Raw genomic sequence first — 23,956 nt, forward strand, 5'->3', positions numbered from 1 at the left:
ACTATCTCTCAATAATTTCAGTAAGCATGCGCTCCACGCCCGACTGCCATCGCGGCATCAGCAAGGAGAACGCCGTTTGCAATTTATGCGTATCGAGACGGGAGTTTTTCGGCCTCGGAGCGGGCGCAGGAAAAGCCGTGCTATCGACCGCAGTAATAGCGTCCGCATCAATCTTCAATGCGACGCCCTTTTGCCGTGCAACTTCCAGCACGAAGCGTGCATAACCATGCCAGGAGGTATGGCCACTGGCGGCAAGATGGTAAACACCCGCCAGTTGCGGATCCTTCCGTGCCGCAATGATCGCGTGCGCGGTAACATCCGATATGAGATCGGCACCGGTAGGAGCGCCAATCTGGTCATTGACAACGGACAACTGCTCACGCTCGCTCGCCAGACGCAGCATCGTCTTGGCAAAGTTGCCGCCTCGCGCGGCATATACCCAGCTCGTGCGGAAGATCAGGTAGTCGCAGCCAGAGGACTGAATCAACTGCTCGCCTTGCAGCTTTGTGGCGCCATAAACACTCAGCGGGCCGGTGCCATGCTCTTCCAGCCAAGGGGTGGTGCCACTGCCATCAAACACATAATCGGTGGAGTAGTGCACAAGCAGCGCACCGCAGCGCCTGGCTTCCACGGCGAGTACGCCGGGCGCCATCGCATTGACCTGGCGACAGTTATCTACGTCGCTCTCCGCCTTGTCGACTGCCGTATAGGCGGCCGCATTGACAATCACATCGGGTGCAACGGCGCGAACGGTGGCAGCGATGCCATCGAGGTCACGGAAATCACCACACAATGGCTGGCTGTCCGTACCCACCATGGTCACGCTCCCCAAGGGGGCCAAGCTACGCTGCAGTTCCCAACCAACCTGTCCGCCTTTACCGAAGAGCAAAATCTTCATGCCTGGCGCTCGGCATAATTTGCCGAAACCCAGTCACGATAACTACCGGACTGCACATTAGCGACCCAGGATTCATTGGCCAGATACCATTCGACCGTCTTGCGTATGCCTGTCTCAAAAGTTTCTGCGGGTTTCCAGTTCAGCTCACGTTCAATCTTGCTCGCATCGATAGCATAGCGGCGATCATGACCAGGACGATCGGTCACATACGTGACTTGCTCTGCATAGCTCACCCCATCCACACGCGGACGCAGCTCATCCAGTAAGGCGCACACGGTCTGCACGATTTCCAGGTTGGGCTTCTCGTTCCAACCGCCCACGTTGTACACATCGCCCAGTGTACCTCCCTCCAGCACGCGTCGAATGGCGCTGCAATGATCTTTTACATACAGCCAGTCCCGCACCTGCTGCCCGTCGCCATAAACTGGCAGCGGCTTGCCGGCCAGCGCATTGACTATCATCAGCGGTATCAATTTCTCTGGAAAATGATATGGACCATAGTTATTCGAACAATTGGTAGTTAAAACAGGCAGCCCATACGTGTGATGATAGGCGCGCACCAGATGGTCGCTGGCCGCCTTGCTGGCGGAGTACGGGCTATTCGGCTCATACCGATGCGTCTCCGTGAAAGCGGGCGCATCTGGAGCGAGCGAGCCATACACTTCATCGGTGGAAACATGGAGAAAACGGAATTCCGCCTTCTGCACGGCCGGCAGAGCCCCCCAATAGGCGCGCACGACTTCAAGCAGATTGAAGGTGCCAACGATGTTGGTTTGAACAAACTCGCCAGGCCCCAGAATGGAACGATCTACATGGCTCTCCGCCGCAAAATTGATCACGGCACGCGGCTGATACTGCGCAAACAGTGCACCGAGAAGTTTGGTATCCGCAATATCGCCTTTTACAAACTGATGAGACGAATTATCTTGCAAGCTACCCAAGTTTTCCAGGTTGCCAGCATAACTTAATTTATCAAGATTAATGACCATTTCATCGGATTGAGCAAGCCAATCCAGAACAAAATTACTGCCAATAAATCCCGCGCCACCAGTTACAATTATGCTCATTTTTATATCTTTTTAAAGATTGCTGCCACAATTAAACCTACATTACCGAATATCGTTTGACGATAAATTCCGGTTTTCCACAATCCCCACATGCGAGGTAAAAGCCAGCGATTCCGCGAAGTTGCCCAAAGATCCAACAGCTGACGGTTCTCTGGAGTTAGCCTGTCGCGCATTAGTTGCAGAGATGCAATATGCTCATCATTCCATTGCCTGAAGCGCCCCTGGAACAGCATTCTGATACGGGCCAGACGGGCCATCCAACTGGAATTCATGCCGACCAGATTGCCACTGTGCTGGCGGTAACGCAACGAGGGATGCGCATCATAAAAGACTTTGCCACCACAGCCACTGATCACCAGATAGTTCCACCAGTCATGCGTAAGCACCGACAAACCATTGCACACATCACGCAACAGTTGACTCGCCGCCATATTGAAGACCATCGTATTGCCGCCACCGATACTTTGCACCAGCGCATTGGCAAAATCCGGTTTCTTTGGAAACAGGGGAGATAGGCCGATCTCGCAATCGTCCCCATCTACAAGACGGGTACGGGAACAGTACAAGGCAGGCACGCCTTCCGGCACAGTACTCAACCATTCCAAAGCGCGTTGCAACTTATCGGCTTCCCAGATGTCATCCTGATCGGAGTATGCGAAGTAGTCCGCAGCTATATCGGCCTTGCAGGTGAGTGAGAGAAAATTGGCAGCAAATCCTTCAGCAGGGCCGCAATGTATCGAGAGACGTTCGCCACCCCACTTTGCCCTGTACCTCTCCAGAATATCATGCGTGGCATCTTTTGAACCATCGTCGGAAGCCCACACTTCCCAGTTAGGATGGGTTTGTGCCGCAAACGAATCAAGCTGCCCGGCCAAAAAACGCTGCCCATGGTAGGTGCACAGCAAGATCGCCACCTTGGCGGCGGCAGCATTCTCGCCAGAAGAATTTGTTACCATTCCAACACCATTGCATTCTTTTTTATTAGCTGTTGCAGACCGCTCTGCAGATCCATGGACCTTGCAAAGAGTATCACCTGAAAGCATCTCACTCACTTGACTCACCAACTTGCCTCCACATTTGACATTTCCATAAGCCGCTGAAAGCACGCTCAGCACGTCCAGTAGACGAAGTATCGCAGATGCAGCAACTATTTAACAAGCTTGTAACACAAGGTAACAATGAAATTCCAATGCAAACTTCAAATGAGGTAAGGAAGCTACTCGTTATAGTTATCACAAATATAATTTATTGAACATTGAATTACCATAGAAACTTTTCTAGATATCTATAAACATTTACAAGTAAAAACAGTTTCCAAAAAGTGAAGAATGCAGATCAAATAAAGCTATTACATCTGCTATAAAGAATATACAGAAATGCGCCATTTGATGGCGCATAAGAGGAAGATGCCTACAGGAAGGTAGGCGGAATACAGCAAGCTTAGCGCTTCGTTAACCCACCGAGCAATGCTGCAACTTTTTGCTTGGGTTTTGCGGCTGGTACGGTAGCGTTGACAACAGGGGTTGCCACCTTCGCTGGCTCATACGGTTTGAGGAACCACGGGTCCGCCTTGTCACGGCGCGGACCGGGCGAGAACGAGCGGCTGCTGCGATCCGCGGGGCGGCTCGAAGGACGCGTATCGGTATCGCCAGCGTGGCGGCTCTCGGGGGCGCGCGCAGGACGCGCCTCGCCGCCTTCGCTGCGGCGCGGCGGACGGCGCTCGCTGTCGCCGCCGCGGGCGGGAGCCGGCGAGAAGCCCGTCAATTCGCCGCGCTTGATGCTTTGTTTGATGAGTTTCTCGATATCGGCCAGCAAGCGCTCGTCTTTATCCGAATAGATCGAAATGGCGTCGCCCGAGGCGCCGGCGCGGCCCGTGCGGCCGATGCGGTGCACATAGTCTTCCGCGTTGTACGGCAAGTCGAAGTTGATGACGCAAGGCAGGTCGGAAATGTCCAGGCCGCGCGCCGCCACGTCGGTGGCCACCAGCACGTCGATCTCGCCTTTCTTGAACGCTTCCAGCGCCGCCATGCGTTCCTGCTGGCTCTTGTCGCCGTGAATCGCCGTGGCGCTCATGCCTTCCTGTTCCAGCACGCGGGCCAGGCGCGAGGCGCCGATCTTGGTATTCGAGAAGACGATGACCTGCTTCAGGTCGCGCTGGCGCAGCAGATGGGCGACCAAGGCATGCTTCTGATCTTCCGTCACCTTGTACACCACTTGCGTGACCTTGTCGGCCGTCTGGTTGCTGCGCGCCACTTCGATCGTCAGCGGATCGTTGAGGAAGGTCGCGGCCAGCTTCTTGATTTCTGGCGAGAACGTGGCCGAGAACATCAGGTTCTGGCGCTGCTTCGGCAGCAAGTTGATGATGCGTTGCAAGTCCGGCAGGAAGCCCATGTCCAGCATGCGGTCGGCTTCATCCATGACCAGCATTTGCACCTGGCTCAGGCTGATGTTCTTTTGCTCGATATGGTCAAGCAAGCGGCCCGGCGTGGCGATGACGATTTCCACACCACCGCGCAGGATGACGGTTTGCGGCTTCATGTCCATGCCGCCGAAGACGACGGTCGAGCGCAGCGGCGTGTGCTTGGCGTAGGCCTTGACGTTTTCGGCCACCTGCACCGCCAGCTCACGCGTCGGCGTGAGGATCAGCGCGCGCACAGGATGGCGTGCCGGCGACATGCTGCTGCTGGCATGCGCCATCAGCAATTGGATGATCGGCAAGGAAAAACCGGCCGTCTTGCCGGTGCCCGTCTGCGCGGCACCCATCACATCGCGGCCTTGCAGCACCACGGGGATCGCTTGTTCCTGGATCGGTGTCGGATGGGTGTAACCCTGGTCGGTCAGTGCGCGCTGGATTTCAGGCGCGAGGCCAAAGTCGGCAAAAGTCAGGCTGGGCGCCGCGGCTGCGGCAGGTGCTGGTGCTAGTGCAGCGGCGGGCGCCGCTTCAGGGGCAATCGCCGGGCTGGGCGTAGGAGTCGATTCGGTTTCAGACATAAGTTTTCTGGTGTGCCTCCGCACTGCGGAAGCCATGCTTTCTCAATAAACAACATTTCGGGGCACAGGCAGCTCCGTCTTGCAAGCCATGGATCATTGCTCTTGCGGCACCTCCGTGCTCCGGGACATGCTGTAGGGCGTATGCGGGAGCGTCGAAGAGATGTGCTGCGATGGCGGCGGAGATCGCGCCGGCGGAACATCGCGCGCAGAAGATACAATATCAGTGCTGTAAACGATACCCTAATTCACCGCAACTGTACACGGAAACCGTGATTTTTGAGCAAAAAGCGTTCCAGCAACGGCACGCCAGGATGCCGTATCATGCCAGCTCCTATGCCAACTTCGATGCCTCCTCCGCTCCCTGCCCGCACCATGCCCACGCCGCCTTTCCTCCACGATCCGCAACCGCAAGCGCCCAGCAAACCGGGCAATGACGAGTGTTGCCACAGCGGTTGCACCTTTTGCGTACTGGAAATGTACCAGGAAGACCTGGCCGCCTACGAAGAGGCCCTGAGGGCGTGGCAACAGCGCCAGCAAGCCGGTGCCGCACCCGCCGCCCAAGGCATCAGGAAACCGCGCAAGCGCGCTTAATTTCTGAATTAAAAACTTTCCCACTCATCCACTGGCGCCGCGCGACGCGCCGTACCGGCCAGTTGACGCGGCGCCGCTGCAGGCGCCACAGTTGCAGGCGTCTTGACGGTGACAGGCGCGCGCGGCCGGGTTGCAACGGTACTGGCCGCGTCGAGCTTGAAAATGCTGACCACTGCGCTCAGGCTGGCGGCCTGCTCCTGCATCGATTCGGCCGCTGCCGCCGCCTCTTCCACCAGGGCCGCATTTTGCTGCGTCACCTGGTCCATCTGGGCGATGGCCTGGTTGACCTGCTCGATACCGGCGCTCTGCTCGCTGCTGGCGGCGGTGATCTCGCTCATGATGTCCGTCACGCGGGTGATGCTGGCAACGATGTCATCCATCGTGCGGCCCGCCTGGTCCACCAGCTTCGATCCCGCCTCGACTTTCTCGACCGAATCACCGATCAGGACCTTGATATCCTTGGCCGCGGCGGCCGAGCGCTGCGCCAGGTTGCGCACTTCCGTGGCCACGACGGCAAAGCCACGCCCCTGCTCGCCAGCGCGCGCCGCTTCCACGGCCGCGTTCAGGGCCAGGATATTGGTCTGGAATGCAATACCGTCGATAACGGCGATGATGTCGACGATCTTGCGCGACGAGGCATTGATTGACGCCATCGTGCCCACCACTTCGCCGACCACCTTGCCGCCTTCGATGGCGATACTCGACGAGGTCAGCGCCATGGTGTTGGCCTGGCGCGCATTGTCCGCATTCTGCTTCACGGTCGAGGTCAGCTCTTCCATCGACGAGGCCGTTTCTTCCAGTGAACTGGCCTGCTCCTCCGTGCGCGACGACAAATCCTGGTTGCCGGCGGCAATCTGGCTCGACGCCGTGGCGATGGTATCGGTGCCGCTGCGCACCTGGCCTACCAGGTTTTGCAGGCTGGCATTCATGTCTTTCAGGGCGTGCATCAATTGCCCCGTTTCGTCTTGCGATTGCACAACGATATGCGCCGTCAAATCGCCGGCCGCCACCTGCCGCGCCACCCCGACGGCCGCGATCAGCGGGCGCGCCACGCTGCGCGCCACCCACAGCGCCAGCAGCATGCCGATGACGACGATGCCCACCAGTAAACCGATCAGGCTGGCGCGCGAGGCCGCATAGGTGGCGTCGGCGCTGGCGCTCGAGCGCACGCCGCCGTCTGTGTTAATCGCCACCAGTTTATCGAGGGTCGCCATCATGTCCGCCATGACCTTGGCCGACGGCCCCACGGCCAGCGCGCGCGCCTCTTCCTTTTTCATTTCGCGCGACAGGCTCAGCATGGTTGCATGCAGACGCATGAATTCATCGTTCAGCGCCAGGAAGCGCTCAAACGCTTCCTTCTCGCCCGGTTCGGAAATCAGGCGGCGGTAGTTGTCGCCGTCGGCCTTCAGCTTGGCCTGCGTTTCCGTCATGCGCGTTTCGTTCTGCACCATGTCGGCATCCTGCGCGGCCAGCATGTGCGCCAGTTCCCATCGGCGGAAATCGCTGACATCGCTGCGCATGGACATGGCCGCCAGCACGCTGGGCATCCAGTTGACGGACAGGTCCGTCGACGCGGTATTGATGCGCGCCATGGAAAAGATCGCGGACACGCCCAAAGCCGCGGTCAACACGAGCACGGCGCCAAACGACAAGATCAGCTTGGTGGCAATTTTCAAATCTAAGAACCATTTCATGCGTTGCTTTCCTTCATTAAACGGGTAAACGGGACAGGACAACCGCACGCTCCCAAAGGCACGGCGCGGGCGGTGAGGCGACCAAGGCAGGCATCGCAGATTGCGGCGGGAGTGATCAGTGACGGAGAACAGGAGCAGCCAGGAATAGCAGATCATCCCGAAACATCAGTCAAATTTCCGCAATGCAACATTTTATCACCGTCGTATGGCGGCGCAGAGTGGTTTGATCGCCGCCTGCGGCCAAAGTTCGCGGCAAAGTCCGCAGACACGGTGTTTTTTGTTTTGTCCGGACACCATTGTGTCCACAGGGAAAAATGCAGCAACAGGCGTAGGAGTCGGATGACACGAGGCAATGTTCCTAGCCTACATAAGCGCGTCGGCTCATCCGATGCCCGTCCGCGGCCCCTGGTTCTATAGTGGATACAAGATTCAGCACAACGCTAGCAAGCCAGAAAAGCAGCGCCATCCAACAAAATCAGAAGACGAGGCCCTACCATGTACAAAGCTTATAGCAACCTGACACCAGCAACGCATACCCACACCGCCGCCCAGCAAAACTGGCAAGCCGCGCCCGCCACGCCCATGATCAGCATCACGGGCGCGCAACAGAACGAATTGCTGCGCGCCTTGTCGCGTGCCGATCTGGAGCGCCTGTTTTGCCAACTGGAACTGGTCGCTTTGCCTGCCGGCAAGCACCTGTTCGATTGCGGCGGCAAGATTGAATACACCTACTTCCCCACCAACGCCATCGTTTCTCTGCTGTACGTGATGGAAGACGGCGCCACCACGGAAATCGCCGTCATCGGCCGCGAAGGCGTGGCCGGCGTGGTGCTGTACGAAGCCGAGCGCGCCACCTGCACCGCCATCGTACAGACGGCAGGCTACGGCTACCGCCTGAAAACCGCCTTCCTGCGCGAAGTGTTCAATGAAGGCGGCGCGCTGGCGCAATTGCTGATGCGCTACACCAGCGCCATGTTTGCGCAAATGGCGCAGAACGTGGTGGGCGGTCGTCATTGCAGCATCGAACAAAAACTGTGCCGCTGGCTGCTGGACCGCCTCGACCGTTCCCTGTCGAACGAGTTGAAGGTCACGCAAGACACCATGGCCAACATGCTTGGCGTGCGCCGCGAAAGCGTCACCGTCACGGCGCGCAAGTTGCAGGACGAAGGCTTGATCCAGTACCGCCGCGGCACGGTCGAAGTACTCGACCGCGAAGGCCTGGAAGCGGCCGCCGGCAATTGCTATAAAGCCGCACGCGCCGGTTTCGAACAGTTCCGCAGCGGCATCAGTGCACACAATTAAGCCACGTCGCAAGCTGATGCGGCAGGAAAGCAACACCTTGTACCCCCATTTGCCACTTCGCCTTGCCTGACAACAATCCAGCCTCTATTATTCTCGTTGAAATTTCCCAATTGAAACTTTAGTTTCGATTGGGAAATTGTCGCGTACATAATTAGACCTACGACTGGAGTCAGTAAGAATGAAACAGCAATACCTGATCGCCGCCCTGCTGGCAGGCATGTTCTGCGCAAGCCAAGCCCAGGCAGAAATCGCCATCGCCGCCGACGTGGGTACAACTGGCGTCGGCGCACACCTGAGCGTGCCGCTGCAATCGAATCTGAATGCCCGTTTTGGCGTCGGCTTCCTGAATTACTCCTACGACTCCAGCACCGAAGACGTCGACTACAAGCTGAAACTCAAGCTGCGCACCGTCGACGCCTTGCTCGACTACTTCCCCATGGACGGCGCGTTCCGCGTCAGCGCCGGCGTCGTGTACAACGGCAATAAAATCGATGCCAAAGGCAAGCCGAACAAAAGCGGCAGCTACACATTGAACGGCAACACCTATACGGCAGCCAGCGCCGGCCAGCTGGACGGTACCATCGATTTCCGCAAGGTCGCACCCTACATCGGCATCGGCTGGGGCAATCCGGTGAAAGAAGCTGGCTGGGGCATTTCCAGCGACATCGGTGTATTGTTCCAGGGCTCGCCGAAAACCTCACTGCGCAATACCGGCTGCGACCCATTGGCATGCGCCGCCCTGAAAACAGACGTTGCCGCTGAAAACGAAAAACTGGCCGACAAGGTCAAGGATTTCAAGGCGTACCCGGTGCTGCGCATCAGCGCCAGTTACCGTTTCTAAGCACGCAGTCTGACGCGAAGCCGTCAGGCCAGATATCAAGGCACGCCACGGCGTGCCTTTTGCATATCCGGCGTTCTTGAGATGCCGCAGGCCAGGCATTGCGGCATGGGCACCTGATCCGCACCTTGATCGACACGGCGCCACATAAGCCGCCACCTGTCCGCATCACATGCTCCATTGCCTCTCCTTGTTTGCACCGTTGCGTACCGCGCCACTGGCACGTACCCGGTACAATATTGCCATAACTCCACCCTGGCGCGGCCCGCAGCACATGACGCCGGCACTATGAAAGAATCAATGGAAGACATCAATTGCGAAGGCTTGCCGCATATCCGCGTACTGGCAGGCGAAAACACCCACGGCCCCGTGTATGAAACCCTGCCGGCGCGTCAGATTGACGAGCACGTCTACGAACTACTGGCCTCGCCAGGCCTGACCCTGAACCTGGCGCGCGGCGACATCGTCAGCATCGCCGACCCGCTCGCCCCCGCCGAAGTCTTAAAGCGCGGCGGCAACTTCTGCATCCAGATCTACGCCGACGACGTGCCGCAAGCAGCAGTGGACCAGCTCGAACGCGACGTGCAAAGCCAGTTGGGCGGCACGCTGGACGGCCAGTACAAGGGCAACCTCACCTTCAGCGTGCCGGGCCACCACGGCATCTACAACGTCAACGGCCCCTTTGATGCCTTCCGCACGGCGACGGGCGTGGAATGGTACTTCTCCAATATCTACGTCAACCTCGATGACGACGATGATGAAACCTTGCTCAACTGGTGGGTGGGTATGTAAGCATGCCCGTGCGACAGGCGGGGCCATGACACATGTCAATGCTCCGTATTGCTCTGGCACACATCAAACTGCTTGCCCGTGACTTGCGTACGCTCTCTCCATCGTCAACCACAGAGAGCAACGATATGCCCTACATTGCACGCGCCGACTATGCGAAGCAAAAAGAAATCGTGGGAAATGGCGAGTGTGTGACGCTGGCCAGGCACCTCACCGGCGCCCGTGCCTCTTCGCTTTGGCGCGAAGGCGACAAAGTGCCGGACCTGCTGGAACAAGGCGGCATCGCGAAAGGCACGCTGATTGCCACCTTCGTCAATGGCCGCTATCAGAATCTGCGGCAAGGCAACCATGCGGCACTGTTCATCCGTCAGGTGCCTGGCGGCATAGAAATTTTCGACCTGTGGCGTAACCATAAGCCCAGCGCCCGCGTGATCTACTTCGGCCGTTCGGCGGCCGGAGCATCGAATCGCCCCGAACGCTATTCGGTGGTCGAATGAAGCCGCTCGCACTGCTGGCATTGGCCATCTCTGCCGCGCCAATGCAGCCAACTGCCGCAGCCCCCCTTTCTTGTCCACCAGCCGCTCCATCAAGCTGGAACCTGCCCGGTAGCCGACTTGACGGCGTGCGCGTACTGTCCTACCCGGCGGATCAGCCGCCAGCAGATGGCGAAGCCTTGCCTATCCTGGTCCCGGACAGGGAATGGACTCGCGACGGCACCTTGTATCAACGCTGGAATATCAACTTCGATGCTCCCCAATACCTGTTTCAGGTGGACTGCCTGTATGCGGGTACCGAGCGTTACCTGCGCATGGCTTTGCCAGGCGTCAGGCAGTGCGTCGCAGCCAATCAACAACGACCAAAAATGGTCAGGCTTCAGTGTAAGTAGGCAACGCGGCTGGGATTCAGCGTAGCGGCTATCGCCACCGGATCGTCGTATTCCGTTAAACGGGCTGTAGCCCAATTCCGCCACCTGCAAGCGTCACCGCCCGCGCCCGCTACGATTGACATATCTCAAGGTAGCGACCCAGCACCTTGTCCATGCCCAGCTCGATACACTCGACCACCAGCGCATGGCCGATCGACACTTCCAGGATGCCGGGAATGTCCAGGAAACGCGCCAGGTTGTGCAGATCCAGGTCATGCCCGGCATTTACGCCCAGGTCCAGCGCCTGGGCTCGCCGCGCCGCCTGCAGATAGGTATCAAACACGGCATCGGCCTGCGCACCGCCAAAACTCTCGGCAAACCGCTCCGTGTACAGCTCGATCCGCTGTGCGCCCACCTCGCGCGCCCATTCCAGCGCCGGGTAATCGGCATCGACAAACAGGCTGACGCGGATGCCCAGGTCATTCAATTGCGCAATGGCGGGACGCAGCAGCGCCGCGTGCTTTTCAATATCCCAACCGTGGTCGGACGTCAATTGCCCCGGCATGTCGGGCACCAAGGTGCACTGCGCCGGGCGCGCGCTTTTCACGACTTGCAGAAATTCCGCCGCCGGATAGCCCTCCACATTCAGTTCGCGTCCCCGCTCCGCGCACAGGCGCTGCAACGAGGCAACATCATCGTAGCGCGCATGGCGCTGGTCCGGGCGTGGATGCAAGGTGATGCCGGCGGCGCCCAGATCGAGAAAGCGCGCGGAAAACGCCAGCAAGTCGGGGAAGTTGCGGCCGCGCGAATTGCGCAGCAGGGCGATTTTATTGACGTTGACGGAGAGCTGGGTCATGGGCAGAAAAGGAGTGAGGGGTTCGGGTCTGGCAGCGATTGTAGCGGATCGCCCGCACAGGACATGGCCAACCGAACTCAGCACTACGTGCTACGATGCAAGACAAGTTCCACGCATTCAATACATACCATGACCTACCAGCTATTCCTGTTTGACCTGGACGATACCCTGCTCGATTTCAGGGCGTCCGAAAAACGCTCGTTCCTGCACACCATGCATGAACTGGGCTTGCGCGATGGCATCGACGGCTTGTTTTCCCAATACCAGGCGATCAACGTCGACCTGTGGAAACGTTTCGAAACGGGCGACGTGAGCAAGGATTTCCTGAAGGTGGAGCGCTTCCGCAAGACGTTTGCACTGAACGGCATCGACATCGCCCCGGAACTGGCCAGCCGCCTGTATCTGGAATCCCTGCCGGACACGGTCGTGCTCATCGATGGCGCCAAGCAAGTGTGCGAAACCCTGTCGCGTATCGGCGAAGTGGGCATCATCACCAACGGCGTCGAGGCTATCCAGAACCGCCGCATCGCCGCATCGGGCCTGGGCGACTACATTTCCTTCGTCGCCACCTCCGAAGCGTGCGGCCACGCCAAGCCGGACGTGCGCTTCTTTGAATACGCCGCCGACATGGCGCGCACATGCAGCAAGGACGCGACCATCATCATCGGCGACCGGCTCGATGCCGACATCCTTGGCGCCAACCGCTACGGCATCGACAGTTGCTGGTTCAACCCGGACAACATGGCCAATACCTCGGCCGCCATTCCCACCTGTGAAGTGGCCAGCCTGCACGACATCGTGCCGGCGCTGGACGTGATGCAAGTCAAGCTGAAACAGGCTTGATTTTCCACAAGCGCAGCGCCTGAAATACGCCGGCAGTGGCACGAAACACGCCGCTGTTCGCGTACCATCAGGATTCGTCCATCCTGATGCCAGCCCATGCCTTCCTACACCATCCTGCTCGCCATCGCGGCCTTGATCCTGTTCTTTGCCATGCTGGCCGTGCGCGGGAACGCGAAGTCCCGTGCGCCGCTGCGACTGCACAGAAAACCCGTGATGACGGCGCGCGAGCAGCAGATGTACCACCTGCTGCAAACGGCCTTGCCGGAGTGCACGGTGCTGGCGCAAGTGGCGTTTTCCGCGCTGGTGACGGCGCAGGGGCGGGCGAACAGAAACCGCTTCGACCGCAAGGTGGCAGATTTTGTCCTGTGCAGCCAGCAACTGAACGTCATCGCCGTCATCGAGCTCGACGACCGCAGCCACGCCGGACGCGAACGCGAGGACAAGGAGCGCGACGCCATGCTCAGGCTGGCCGGCTATGTCACCTTGCGCTATGCCAACTTCCCCACGCAGCAGGCCCTGCGCGCCGATGTCGAGCAACTGTTGCTGCAAAAAGGCGACGTCGTTCCAGCCTGATGGCACCATCGCGTATCAATCGCGCGTCAGCACTTCCAGCAACTCGATCTCGAAGACCAAATTGGAGTTTGGCGGAATCAAGCCCACCTGCCGCTCGCCATACGCCAGCGCCGCCGGCACCCACAGCTTGCGCGTGCCGCCGACCTGCATGCCCTGCAAACCCTGAATCCAGCCCTGGATGACCTTGTTATTGCTCAACACGCAGCGAAAAGGCTCGCCCCGCTTGTGCGACGAATCGAACTCCGTCCCATCTTCCAGCCAGCCCCGGTAATGCGCCGTAATCAACGCACCACGCGCCGCCGCCTTGCCGTCACCCACCACGATGTCGTCAATCTTCACTTCAGCCGTCATCTTGTTTCATCCTTCATCAAAGCGCCAAGCCGCGATTGTACGACAGCACGAAAAAAGCCCCGGCAGTTGCCCGCCGGGGCTTGATCTAATATTGCTAAATTCTGGTGGGCCTCCCGTGAGTCGAACACGGCACCAACGGATTATGAGTCCGCTGCTCTAACCAAGCATGAGCTAGAGGCCCGGGGACTGTGGCGTGGCGGCGCTGTTGGTGCCCGCCTCGCGCGGCCGTTTTGGAAACGGACACGCGAGGATAGGGGTATCAGGGGCGCGCGTCAAGCCCTATTGGCTTCTAGTTGCCTTCCAAGAAGCTTTTCAGCTTGTCGGAGCGCGATGGGTGGCGCAGCTTGCGCAGCGCCTTGGCTTCGATCTGGCGGATGCGCTCGCGCGTCACGTCAAATTGCTTGCCCACTTCTTCCAGGGTGTGGTCGGTGGACATCTCGATGCCGAAACGCATGCGCAGCACTTTCGCTTCGCGCGGCGTCAGGGAATCGAGCACGTCCTTGACCACGCCGCGCATGGACGCGTGCAGGGCTGCGTCGGCGGGCGCCAGGGTGTTGTTGTCCTCGATGAAGTCGCCCAGGTGGGAATCGTCGTCGTCGCCGATCGGCGTTTCCATCGAGATCGGTTCCTTGGCGATTTTCATGATCTTGCGAATCTTGTCCTCGGGCATCTCCATCTTGATCGCCAGGGTGGCCGGATCGGGTTCCGCGCCCGTTTCTTGCAGGATTTGGCGGGAAATCCGGTTCATCTTGTTGATCGTCTCGATCATGTGCACGGGAATGCGGATCGTGCGCGCCTGGTCGGCGATCGAGCGCGTGATGGCCTGGCGGATCCACCAGGTCGCATACGTGGAGAACTTGTAGCCGCGGCGGTACTCGAACTTGTCGACGGCCTTCATCAGGCCGATATTGCCTTCCTGGATCAAATCGAGGAATTGCAGGCCGCGGTTCGTGTATTTCTTGGCGATCGAGATGACCAGGCGCAAGTTGGCCTCCGTCATTTCGCGCTTGGCCTTGCGCGCCTTCATTTCACCGGCCGCCATCTGGCGGTTGATGTTGCGCAAGTCCGGCAGCGGCAGCACGACCCTCGCCTGCAGGTCGATCAGGCGTTGCTGCAGTTCCTTGACGGTCGGAATGTTGCGGCCCAGGATGGCGCTGTACGCGTGTCCTGCGTTGACTTCGCCATCGACCCAGTCGAGGTTGGTTTCATTGCCGGGGAAGACCTTGATGAAGTGGGCGCGCGGCATGCCGCAGCGGTTCACGGCCACGTCGAGGATCTGCTTCTCGATATGGCGCACTTCGTCGACCTGGCCGCGCAGGGTGTCGCACAGCTTTTCCACGACCTTGGCCGTGAAGCGGATGCCCAGCAATTCTTGCGAAATGGCTTCCTGCGCCTTGGCGTACGGTTTCGAGTTGTAGCCTTCCTTTTCGAAGGCGCGGCGCATCTTGTCGAACTGCTGAGAAATGACGGCGAATTTTTCCAGCGCCGTGCGTTTCAGGGTTTCCAGTTGTTCGGCCGAGAAACCGGCGGCGCCGGAAGCGCTTGCCTCTTCCTCTTCTTCGACTTCCTCTTCTTCCGCCTCGCCCTCTTCTTCGTCTTCTTCGACGGGAGCGGCCACGACAGGAGCGGCGGCGACCGGTTCGTTTTCATCGACGAGGCCGTCGACGATTTCGTCGATCTTGATCTCTTCGTTGGCGATGCGGTCGGCGGCGGCGATGATTTCGGCGATCGTCACGGGGCAGGCGGAAATGGCCTGGATCATGTCTTTCAAGCCATCTTCGATGCGCTTGGCAATCTCGATCTCGCCTTCGCGCGTCAGCAGCTCGACCGAACCCATTTCGCGCATGTACATGCGCACGGGGTCGGTGGTGCGGCCAAAGTCGGAGTCGACGGTCGACAATGCGGCTTCGGCCGCTGCTTCCGCCTCGTCATCGCTGGTGACGACGGCGACGTTATCGGACAGCAACAACGTTTCCGCATCGGGCGCGTGCTCGTAGACGGCGATGCCCATGTCGTTGAAGGTACCGATGATGCCTTCGATGGCTTCCGGATCGACGATGTTTTCGGGCAAGTGATCGTTGATTTCCGCGTAGGTCAGGAAACCGCGTTCCTTGCCGAACTTGATCAGGGTCTTGAGTTTCTGGCGCCGGCGCTCGAGTTCTTCCTCGCTCGCTTCCGTGTCCGACGAGAACGCATCCTTCAACAGCGCGCGCTCTTTCGCCTTGCGATCCTTGGCCTTGGCCTTGTCGACGGCCTTCAGTTCGGCCCGCTCGACGGCGTTCAGGGCGGCGACTTCATCATTCTCTGGCTGGAATTCTTTTGGCTTGCGGCCGCGGCGGCCTGGCACTTTTACCGACGGCAAGACATAGCCGGACGTATCGATGGCTGCCAGGGTGGCAGCGTCGGTGGTCTGGCTGACCACGGGCGCGCTGGTGACGCGCGCTTCTGGCCGGTCGAGCGCCTTTTCGGCTTTCGTGGTAACTTTAGTGGGCTTTACAGCCGCTTTGGATTCGGGTTTCTTGATTGGCACAGGCGCTTTCGATTACACAACGACTTGCTTTACGGTGGATTAGGATAAAGTTTGCTGCCAGTTCCCTGTCTACCTGCGGGAACCACCATCTTCGAACCTGCCGACTACGCAAATTCGACACTGTTACGTTACTTACACCTCATCGGCCACGATCCGCGGGAAGCGCAGCAATTCCTGTCCACCAGCTGTTGCCAGCCGCCTCGGCAAAAATTCCTGCATCGACCGCGTTGGGAGCGAGAGCCTGGCGCGGCTTGCCAGCGTCTGCGAGCCATGCCCGCAACGCCGAAAACGCCAGTTGGCCCTGGCTGCCGACACGATCCACCGCGCCGATCAAGAGCCTAACTTACTGAAAACAAATACTATTTACGAAACTGAACTAGCTTGCCAAAGCACACAATACTTAGCATTTAATTATAGCACGCGAAAAATGTTTTTCCAGTGCGCGACATACCCCCAGAGCAAGGTTATCGATTCACCAACTCGGCGTCGCGCTCGCGCTCCAGCTCGCCTTGCTCCTGCATGATTTCGCGGTAGCGTACACCAATTTTCTCCGATGGCAAACCCGACGCAAACAATTGCTGCAATTCCGCCTTCAAGGCATTCAATTTGATCTCGCGGATGGTGCTCACCAGCCACGACAATTCGCTGTCGTAATCGGATTCCGTGCCGGCCGCGATCTCGCCGATGATCTCGTCGTATTCGCTGCCCAGCTCCTTCAATTGTTGCGCCAGCGCGGCAAAACTGCCATGCTCGCCCAGCGCCTGACCCACGGCCACCAGCTGCCCCAGGCTATGGGCCGCGTCCGGTCCCAGGTGCTGGAAGGCCGTCAGGGCAGCCTCGTCGATGCGCATGGTCAGCGGCGGATGCGCCACCAGCATGCGCATGATCTTCAATTCCAGGCCCACAGGCACGGGGCGGCCCGATTTCGGCGGCGCGCGGCGTGCCACGGCAACGGGTTTCGCCAGCTCGAACAGGGCTTCGATCTCGGCCGGCGTGGATTGCGTCAGTTGCGCCAGGCCGCGCACGATCTGCAGGCGCAGGGACGACGGCGCCATCAGCTGCAGCAGGGGCTTGGCGTCGAACTGCACGCGGGCGCGCCCTTCCGGTTCCGACAAATCGTGTTCGCCCGACACTTCTTTCAGCAAGAACTGCGACAGCGGCATCGCTTCATGCACTTGCTGTTCAAAACCTTCGGCGCCGAATTCGCGGATATAGCTGTCCGGATCGTGTTCCGACGGCAGGAACAGGAATTTGATGGTTTTATTGTCCGACACGTGGGCCAGGCTCGCTTCGAGCGCGCGGCGGGCGGCGCGGCGGCCGGCCTTGTCGCCGTCGAAGCTGAAAATCACGTTGTCCGTCTGGCGCAGCAGTTTTTGCACGTGGGTGGGCGTGCAGGCCGTGCCCAGGGTCGCCACCGCTTGCGGGAAACCCATCTGCGCCAGCGCCACCACGTCCATGTAACCCTCCGTCACGAGCACATAGCCGGCGTCACGGATGGCCTGGCGCGCCTCGAACAAGCCATATAGTTCGAAACCCTTGGAAAACAAGGGGGTTTCCGGCGAGTTCAGGTATTTCGGTTCGCCATGGTCGAGCACGCGGCCGCCAAAGGCGATGACCTGGCCCTTGGTATTGCGAATCGGAAACATGATGCGTTCGCGGAAACGGTCGTAGCGCTTGCGGTTGTTGCCCTCTTCATCGACCTTGTCGATCACGAGCCCAGCCTCGGCCAGCGCCACCACGTCGTAGTCGGGGAAGACGGAGCGCAGGTTGTCCCAGCCGCCGGGCGCGAAGCCCATGCCGAAGCGAGCGGCCACTTCGCCCGTCAAGCCCCGGTTCTTGAGGTAGGCGATGGCTTCCGGCGCGTGGCGCAATTGCCCGCGGTAATAATCGCAAGCCTGCGTCATGGCGTCGGACAAGGCCATGCTTTGCGCCTGGATCTGCGCGCGCTGGGCCGGCGGGATCTTGTCGTCCGCTTCCGGCACGACCATGCCCACGTTCTGCGCCAGGTCCTTGACGGCGTCGACAAAGCCCATGCCCGAATACTCGATCAAAAAGCCGATCGAGGTGCCATGCGCGCCGCAGCCGAAGCAGTGATAGAACTGCTTGGTGGGGCTGACGGTAAAGCTGGGCGACTTTTCACTGTGGAACGGGCACAAGCCCATGAAATTGGCGCCACCTTTTTTCAGTTGCACATAGCGGCCCACGACGTCGACGATATCGACGCGGTTGAGCAAATCGGAAATGAAGGATTGAGGTATCACTGGCTAGGGCGGGTCTTGTTATAGGTCAGACTATACTACCGCACGTGGCCTGAGGTTGAGCCAGGTCAACGTGTGGGCTGTTAACAGGCTGCCAGCGCGACGGCGGGCAGCCCTTGCTACTATTGTATGCTTACGCTGCCGGCGTCAAGGCTTTCTTGACCAGCGCGGACACCACCGTCATGTCGGCGCGGCCTGCCAGCTTCGGCTTGACGATGGCCATGACCTTGCCCATGTCTTGCGGACCGGCGGCGCCCGAGGCGGCCACGGCGGCAGCCACTTCGGCCGCCACTTCCTCGTCCGACAGGCCGGCAGGCATGTAGCCGATCAGGTGCACCAGCTCGGCTTTTTCGATGTCGGCCAGGTCGGCACGGCCACCGGCTTCGAACTGGGTGATCGAATCCTTGCGCTGCTTGATCATCTTTTCCACGATGGCCGTCACGTGCGCGTCCGTCAATTCGATGCGCTCGTCGACTTCCTTGCGCTTGATTTCCGCCAGCAACAGGCGAATCGTGCCCAGCTTGCCCGCTTCCTTGGCGCGCATGGCGTTTTTCATGTCTTCGGTAATTTGTTCTTTCAAGCTCATGGCAATCCTCGTGTTGGTAAGTGGGGCTCGATGCTCGTGTGGCTCGGCGCTCGTGTGTACAGACCAAGCGGGCGGCCACAAAAGCGAAAACCCGCTGCGGCGAACCGGAGCGGGTATGCGACTCATCTGAAGTATCACTTCAGGCGAATCAAAACAAAACCCGTGGCGAACAATGCGCCGAACTACCCGGGTTGGTTCTGACTGAACAGTCTTAGAATAATTTTTTCGGCAGTTGTTGGCTGCGGATGCGTTTGTAATGACGCTTGACAGCAGCTGCCAGCTTGCGCTTGCGCTCAGCTGTTGGCTTTTCGTAGAATTCGCGAGCGCGCAATTCGGTCAGCAGACCCGTTTTTTCGATGGTGCGTTTGAAGCGACGCATTGCGACTTCGAACGGCTCGTTTTCTTTAAGGCGAATAGTGGTCATGTAAAATTCAAACCGTTGAGGTGGTGTATAGGAAGAGATAGATAGTAGCAGCTTTTATTCGGAAAGGGAAGCCCCTCCCCACTTGCGTGCGGCATGCAGCCTGCGGTCGCTGCCGGAATGTGGCGTAAACCACGCACCGGGGTCGGCGCACAGGGCGCCAAAACCCCATCCTACAGAGTTGCTTACTGCAAGGCAATACCTGCCGCCACGCCCGAGGCCCAGGCCCACTGGAAGTTGTAGCCGCCCAGCCAGCCCGTCACGTCGACCGATTCGCCGATGAAATACAGGCCCGGCACTTTATTCGCCATCATGGTCTGCTGCGACAGTTCGCGCGTGTCGATGCCGCCGCGCGTCACTTCCGCCTTGCGGTAGCCTTCGGAACCGTTCGGCACGATGGACCAGGCATTGATGGCCAGGCCCAGCTTGCGCAGCTGGGCGTCGGGCATGTCGGCGATGCGCGCGTCCGGCGCCAGGCCGTTGACGGCCAGCAGGCAGTCGGCCAGGCGCTGCGGCAGCCATTGGGCGACGATATTGCCCAGTTGCTTCTTCAGGGTGCCCTTGCCTTCAATCAAGGTCTGCGCCACATCCACTTCCGGCAACAGATTGATGACGATGGGCTCGCCCGGCAGCCAGTAGCTGGAAATCTGCAGAATCGCCGGGCCCGACAGGCCGCGATGCGTGAACAGCAAATCTTCGCGGAAACGCGCGCCCGTGGCCTTGCGGCCTTTCAGGCTGCCCGTCTCCACATCGACTTCCAGCGCGATGCCGGACAATTCCGCGAACGGCGCCCAGCTGGCCGCATCGAACGTCAGCGGCACCAGCGCGGGGCGCGGCTCGACCATCATCAAATCGAATTGTTTGGCGATGCGGTAGGCAAAGTCGGTGGCGCCGATCTTCGGGATCGACAGGCCGCCCGTGGCGATGACGATGCTGGCCGTCTCGATGTCGCCGCTATCGGTCTGCAGCACGAAGCCGCCGTCGGCTTGCTGGGCAACATTATCGATCTTGCACGGCATGCGCCAGTGCACGCCGCCAGCGGCGCACTCGTCCTTGAGCATGTCGATGATCTGCTCGGCCGATTCATTGCAGAATTGCTGGCCCTTGTGCTTCTCGTGGTAGCCGATCCGGTATTTTTTCACCAGCGCGAGGAAATCCTGCGGCGTGTAGCGCGACAGCGCGCTCTTGCAGAAATGGGGGTTTTCCGAGAGGAAGTTTTGTGGCGTGGCGTTAATATTGGTGAAATTGCACCGTCCGCCACCCGAGATGCGGATCTTTTCGGCCAGCTTGGCCGCGTGATCGATCAACACCACGCGCTTGCCTTGCTGGGCGGCAACAGCCGCACACATCATGCCGGCCGCGCCCGCGCCGATCACTGCCACATCAAATTGTTTTGCCATAAGAATTCCGGTCACCGCTGATTACAAAGACGCCATTGTAAACTGCGGCGACGCGGCTAGCGCGGCCGTGCCGCAATCTGCCGCGACGCCATCAGGCATTGCTCCACTTGGCCGGCGATCGATGGCGGCACGGGTACCTCGCCACGCAGCACGGCGGCGATCCAGTCGGCCGTGGTGGCCGCATCGCGCTCGGCCGGCAAATGCGGCAACTCTTCCACCAGCAACTGTTTTTCCACCAGCAGCGTGCGTTCGCTCCCGTGAAACCAGTCGATCTGCTGCGCCTTGTTGGCGTTGGCCACCGTCTCGCCTTCCGTGCCGCGCATCAGGAAGGCGTCGCCGCGCGCCGGATCTGAGGCGGTCAGGAAATATTCACCAAGCATTTCCAGGTATTCCGGGTGCGTGTACGACACCAGGCGCAGGGCCGGCCCGGCGAACGGCTGCATGATTTTCACCAGCGTGTGCGTGGAATTGCGCACGCCCAGCACGCGCCGCAGCGACAGCATCTGCGCCAGGCGCGGCGCCAGTGCGGCGATCGGCAGGAAGGCGGCTTCGCCGCGCGCCATGGCGGCCTCGGCTTGCGCATGGTCCGCCGAAGCGGGCACGCCCAGCGCGGCCAGCACTTCGGCCGTGGTGATGCGGCCCGGGTCGCTCGTCACGCCATGTACGAGCACGGGCGCGCCCGCGCGCGCCAGCAGCAGCGCCAGCAAGGCCGTCAGGTTCGCCATCTTGCGCGCGCCGTTGTAGCTGGGAATGATGATCGGGGCGAACTCGCCGGCCGGCGCGGCCAGCGGGGCGAACGACGCTTCGGCCGCGTCGAGGAAGCCGGCGATCTCGTCCACGGACTCGCCCTTGATACGCATGGATAACAAAATGCCGCCCAACTCCAAGTCCGACACGCGGCCCTCGAGCATGGCGCGGTACAGGGCGCGGGCGTCGTCGCGCGTCATGCTGCGCGCGCCGTTCTTGCCGCGTCCTATTTCCTTAATGAAACGTGCTGCGGGGAATGGCTCACCGGCCACATCGGTATGGGGGATGGATACAGTCGTCATGGCGCCAGCTTACACGGATTTTCTTCCTTGCAGAGGGGCTGGAAGACGCCATAGGCGCCAATGCAACAGTCTTTCCCGCTATTTTTTGGGTGAACTGCCTCGCGACCGCATCCAAACGCGCCACCGCTGCGTATAAGACGGTACAGGGGGAACTCATCATGGAACACGCGATCAAACAGGAAACCACCTTCGTCGGCATCGAACCGAACAAGCTGCTGCTCAAGGCCGTGCTGCTGTCGGGCGGCGAAGTGCTGTGCAAGGTGCTGGAAAACGACGTGGCCGGCTACCGCTGGCTGCGCAGCTGGCTGCAAAGGAACGATGTCACTATCATGGGCTTACGCGTCTGCATGCGCCTCGATATGCCATACAGCGAGGCGGCCGCCAACGCGCTGGCCGGCATGGGCATGCTGGTCTGCGATGCCCAGCCCGCGCCGCTGGAAGCCTATCTCCGCAGCCAGGGCTTGCCCAAGGATGCGGCACGCAGCGCGGTGGTGCTGGCCCAGTATTGCGCGGCGGCACGCCCTGCTCCCTGGACGCCGCCCTCGCCCGCCTACGTGGAATTGCGGCTATGGCTGCGCCGTCTGCATGCCGTGCGGCAGTTGCGCAAACAGGAAATGGCGCGCCTGGAAGGCCACTTCCATGCGGGACAGATTGCGCTGCATCAATTGCTGCGCAAGCAAATCGCCTGCCTGGACGCGCAGATACGCCAGCACGAAAGCGCCATCGTCGCGCATGTGCGGCGCCATCCCGACCTGCCCCGGCCGCCTGAGCTGGCCGGCAACTACCTGCGCATCGCCCGCTACGGCGTTGGCGCCAGCCTGGCGGGCGGCCACTGAGCGCCCGGAGGCAGGGGGCCGGCGGCGTGCCGGCCCTGTCATAAAAAACAACTCAGCCATTCCCGTTTTGGCCGCATCCCCGCCGCCAGGCCGCATTTCCGCTACACTATTGCCTCTTAAAGAACGCAATAGCGAAAGCCGAGCCAGAATCATGAATACGCCAGACATCGAAAATATCAACGTCACCTCCTTCGCGCCCATGCCGACACCGGCCGAATTGCACGCCAAGCTGCCCCTGTCGGAAAGCGCCTTCGACACCGTCAGCCGCGGCCGCGAAGCGCTGCGCAACATCATCGACCGCAAGGACCAGCGCCTGTTCGTCGTCGTCGGTCCGTGCTCGATCCACGACCCGGTCGCAGGCCTCGATTACGCGCGCCGCCTGAAAGCGCTGCAAGAGGAAGTCAAGGAGACGATGCTGCTGGTGATGCGCGTGTATTTCGAAAAACCGCGTACCACCACGGGCTGGAAAGGCTATATCAACGATCCGTACATGGACGATTCCTTCAAGGTCAACGAAGGCATGGAAAAGGCGCGCCAGTTCCTGCTCGACGTGTGCGAACTGGGCCTGCCCACCGCCACAGAAGCGCTGGACCCCATCTCGCCGCAATACTTGGGCGATTTGATCGCCTGGACGGCCATCGGCGCGCGCACCACGGAATCGCAGACGCACCGCGAAATGTCGTCCGGCCTGTCGACGCCCGTCGGCTTCAAGAACGGCACCGATGGCGACATCAGCATCGCCGTCAACGCCATCCTGTCGTCGGCGCACCCGCACTCCTTCCTCGGCATCAATGCGGAAGGCAACGTCGCCATCGTGCGCACGCGCGGCAACGCGTATGGCCACGTGGTGCTGCGCGGCGGCGACGGCCGTCCGAACTATGATTCGGTCTCGATCGCCATCGCCGAACAGGCGCTGGCCAAGGCCAAGCTGCCAGCCAACCTGGTGGTCGACTGCTCGCACGCGAACAGCTATAAAAAGCCGGAACTGCAGCCGCTGGTGATGGGCGACGTGGTCAACCAGATCCGCCAGGGCAACCGCTCGCTGGTGGGCGTGATGATCGAATCGAACATCGTCAGCGGCAACCAGAAGATCCCGCAAGACCTGTCGCAACTGACCTACGGCTGCTCCGTCACCGACGGCTGCATCGACTGGGAGACGACGGCCACCATGCTGCGCGACGCGCATGCGCATTTATTGAACCGCCCGGCATAAGCCTC

The 23,956-nt window shown here is 60.1% G+C and carries 23 protein-coding genes and 1 tRNA gene; 10 read left to right on the forward strand and 14 right to left on the reverse strand.

The features are described from left to right. Position 1 precedes the first annotated feature (1 nt). The 4 genes from rfbD to GCN78_RS03900 form a co-directional block, all read right to left on the reverse strand. The gene (gene rfbD / locus GCN78_RS03885) at positions 2 to 898 is read right to left on the reverse strand and encodes a dTDP-4-dehydrorhamnose reductase (RefSeq protein WP_152250502.1); all 897 of its coding nucleotides are present in this window, start codon (positions 896 to 898) and stop codon (positions 2 to 4) included. Next, the gene (gene rfbB, locus GCN78_RS03890; protein WP_152250503.1) at positions 895 to 1,965 is read right to left on the reverse strand and encodes a dTDP-glucose 4,6-dehydratase; all 1,071 of its coding nucleotides are present in this window, start codon (positions 1,963 to 1,965) and stop codon (positions 895 to 897) included. The genes rfbD and rfbB overlap by 4 nt, the downstream gene beginning before the upstream one ends. A 2-nt stretch (positions 1,966 to 1,967) precedes the next feature. Further along, positions 1,968 to 3,026, reverse strand: coding sequence for a glycosyltransferase family 2 protein (locus tag GCN78_RS03895; RefSeq protein WP_226939446.1), 1,059 nt, complete (start codon positions 3,024 to 3,026; stop codon positions 1,968 to 1,970). Between the two features lie 379 nt (positions 3,027 to 3,405). Next, the gene (locus GCN78_RS03900) at positions 3,406 to 4,956 is read right to left on the reverse strand and encodes a DEAD/DEAH box helicase (RefSeq protein ID WP_152250504.1); all 1,551 of its coding nucleotides are present in this window, start codon (positions 4,954 to 4,956) and stop codon (positions 3,406 to 3,408) included. A 345-nt stretch (positions 4,957 to 5,301) separates the two neighbouring features. Between GCN78_RS03900 and GCN78_RS03905 the strand changes: the two genes are divergently transcribed. Continuing rightward, on the forward strand, positions 5,302 to 5,547 hold the full coding sequence (locus tag GCN78_RS03905) for an oxidoreductase-like domain-containing protein (RefSeq protein WP_226939447.1): 246 nt from the start codon (positions 5,302 to 5,304) through the stop codon (positions 5,545 to 5,547). A gap of 8 nt (positions 5,548 to 5,555) precedes the next feature. Here GCN78_RS03905 and GCN78_RS03910 read toward each other — a convergent pair whose 3' ends face one another. Then, a complete protein-coding gene (locus tag GCN78_RS03910) occupies positions 5,556 to 7,241 on the reverse strand; it encodes a methyl-accepting chemotaxis protein (RefSeq protein WP_152250505.1) in 1,686 nt (561 codons plus the stop codon). 582 nt (positions 7,242 to 7,823) lie between these two features. On the opposite strand from GCN78_RS03910, the gene GCN78_RS03915 reads away from it, so the two are divergent. From GCN78_RS03915 to GCN78_RS03935, 5 genes are all read left to right on the forward strand, one after another. After that, positions 7,824 to 8,543: a Crp/Fnr family transcriptional regulator gene (locus GCN78_RS03915; RefSeq protein WP_035828139.1), complete on the forward strand. Its 720-nt coding sequence runs from the start codon at positions 7,824 to 7,826 to the stop codon at positions 8,541 to 8,543. 178 nt (positions 8,544 to 8,721) lie between these two features. Further along, positions 8,722 to 9,384, forward strand: a complete 663-nt coding sequence (locus GCN78_RS03920) for a hypothetical protein (protein WP_193316598.1) — start codon at positions 8,722 to 8,724, stop codon at positions 9,382 to 9,384. Positions 9,385 to 9,681: 297 nt separating this feature from the next. Continuing rightward, positions 9,682 to 10,173 carry a DUF4265 domain-containing protein gene (locus tag GCN78_RS03925; protein ID WP_152250506.1) on the forward strand — a complete coding sequence of 164 codons (492 nt, stop codon included), beginning with the start codon at positions 9,682 to 9,684 and terminating at the stop codon, positions 10,171 to 10,173. Between the two features lie 32 nt (positions 10,174 to 10,205). Further along, positions 10,206 to 10,667, forward strand: a complete 462-nt coding sequence (locus tag GCN78_RS03930) for a BPSL0067 family protein (RefSeq protein ID WP_226939448.1) — start codon at positions 10,206 to 10,208, stop codon at positions 10,665 to 10,667. Then, the gene (locus GCN78_RS03935; RefSeq protein WP_152250507.1) at positions 10,664 to 11,056 is read left to right on the forward strand and encodes an STY0301 family protein; all 393 of its coding nucleotides are present in this window, start codon (positions 10,664 to 10,666) and stop codon (positions 11,054 to 11,056) included. Before GCN78_RS03930 ends, GCN78_RS03935 begins: the two co-directional genes overlap by 4 nt. A 109-nt stretch (positions 11,057 to 11,165) precedes the next feature. Here the strand turns inward: GCN78_RS03935 and GCN78_RS03940 are convergent, their stop codons facing one another. Beyond that, positions 11,166 to 11,891 (reverse strand): pyridoxine 5'-phosphate synthase, encoded by a 726-nt coding sequence (locus tag GCN78_RS03940; protein ID WP_152250508.1) that lies wholly within the window; start codon positions 11,889 to 11,891, stop codon positions 11,166 to 11,168. Positions 11,892 to 12,020: 129 nt separating this feature from the next. On the opposite strand from GCN78_RS03940, the gene GCN78_RS03945 reads away from it, so the two are divergent. Next, positions 12,021 to 12,734, forward strand: coding sequence for a YjjG family noncanonical pyrimidine nucleotidase (locus GCN78_RS03945; RefSeq protein ID WP_152250509.1), 714 nt, complete (start codon positions 12,021 to 12,023; stop codon positions 12,732 to 12,734). A 96-nt stretch (positions 12,735 to 12,830) separates the two neighbouring features. Then, entirely contained in the window at positions 12,831 to 13,307 is a 477-nt protein-coding gene (locus GCN78_RS03950) for a DUF2726 domain-containing protein (RefSeq protein ID WP_193316599.1), read from the forward strand. Positions 13,308 to 13,322: 15 nt separating this feature from the next. Here GCN78_RS03950 and GCN78_RS03955 read toward each other — a convergent pair whose 3' ends face one another. The 8 genes from GCN78_RS03955 to ybiB all read right to left on the reverse strand — a co-directional run bounded on the left by GCN78_RS03955 (position 13,323) and on the right by ybiB (position 21,902). After that, a complete protein-coding gene (locus tag GCN78_RS03955; RefSeq protein ID WP_152250510.1) occupies positions 13,323 to 13,658 on the reverse strand; it encodes an FKBP-type peptidyl-prolyl cis-trans isomerase in 336 nt (111 codons plus the stop codon). A gap of 102 nt (positions 13,659 to 13,760) precedes the next feature. Beyond that, positions 13,761 to 13,839: transfer RNA gene (locus GCN78_RS03960), tRNA-Ile, on the reverse strand. 108 nt (positions 13,840 to 13,947) lie between these two features. Then, a complete protein-coding gene (rpoD, locus tag GCN78_RS03965; protein WP_152250511.1) occupies positions 13,948 to 16,188 on the reverse strand; it encodes an RNA polymerase sigma factor RpoD in 2,241 nt (746 codons plus the stop codon). A gap of 464 nt (positions 16,189 to 16,652) precedes the next feature. After that, positions 16,653 to 18,449 (reverse strand): DNA primase, encoded by a 1,797-nt coding sequence (gene dnaG, locus GCN78_RS03970; RefSeq protein WP_131685402.1) that lies wholly within the window; start codon positions 18,447 to 18,449, stop codon positions 16,653 to 16,655. A gap of 130 nt (positions 18,450 to 18,579) precedes the next feature. Next, a complete protein-coding gene (locus GCN78_RS03975; protein WP_070287781.1) occupies positions 18,580 to 19,032 on the reverse strand; it encodes a GatB/YqeY domain-containing protein in 453 nt (150 codons plus the stop codon). 211 nt (positions 19,033 to 19,243) lie between these two features. Next, the gene (rpsU, locus tag GCN78_RS03980) at positions 19,244 to 19,456 is read right to left on the reverse strand and encodes a 30S ribosomal protein S21 (RefSeq protein WP_008451879.1); all 213 of its coding nucleotides are present in this window, start codon (positions 19,454 to 19,456) and stop codon (positions 19,244 to 19,246) included. Between the two features lie 182 nt (positions 19,457 to 19,638). Then, on the reverse strand, positions 19,639 to 20,853 hold the full coding sequence (locus GCN78_RS03985) for a BaiN/RdsA family NAD(P)/FAD-dependent oxidoreductase (protein ID WP_152250512.1): 1,215 nt from the start codon (positions 20,851 to 20,853) through the stop codon (positions 19,639 to 19,641). A 56-nt stretch (positions 20,854 to 20,909) separates the two neighbouring features. Continuing rightward, positions 20,910 to 21,902, reverse strand: coding sequence for a DNA-binding protein YbiB (ybiB, locus tag GCN78_RS03990; protein ID WP_152250513.1), 993 nt, complete (start codon positions 21,900 to 21,902; stop codon positions 20,910 to 20,912). 158 nt (positions 21,903 to 22,060) lie between these two features. Here ybiB and GCN78_RS03995 point away from each other — a divergent pair, with 158 nt between their 5' ends. Further along, positions 22,061 to 22,738, forward strand: coding sequence for a hypothetical protein (locus tag GCN78_RS03995; protein ID WP_152250514.1), 678 nt, complete (start codon positions 22,061 to 22,063; stop codon positions 22,736 to 22,738). Between the two features lie 151 nt (positions 22,739 to 22,889). Beyond that, positions 22,890 to 23,951, forward strand: coding sequence for a 3-deoxy-7-phosphoheptulonate synthase (locus GCN78_RS04000; protein WP_152250515.1), 1,062 nt, complete (start codon positions 22,890 to 22,892; stop codon positions 23,949 to 23,951). Positions 23,952 to 23,956 lie beyond the last annotated feature (5 nt).

The sequence above is a fragment of the Janthinobacterium rivuli genome (assembly GCF_009208735.1).
Lineage (GTDB): Bacteria > Pseudomonadota > Gammaproteobacteria > Burkholderiales > Burkholderiaceae_D > Janthinobacterium.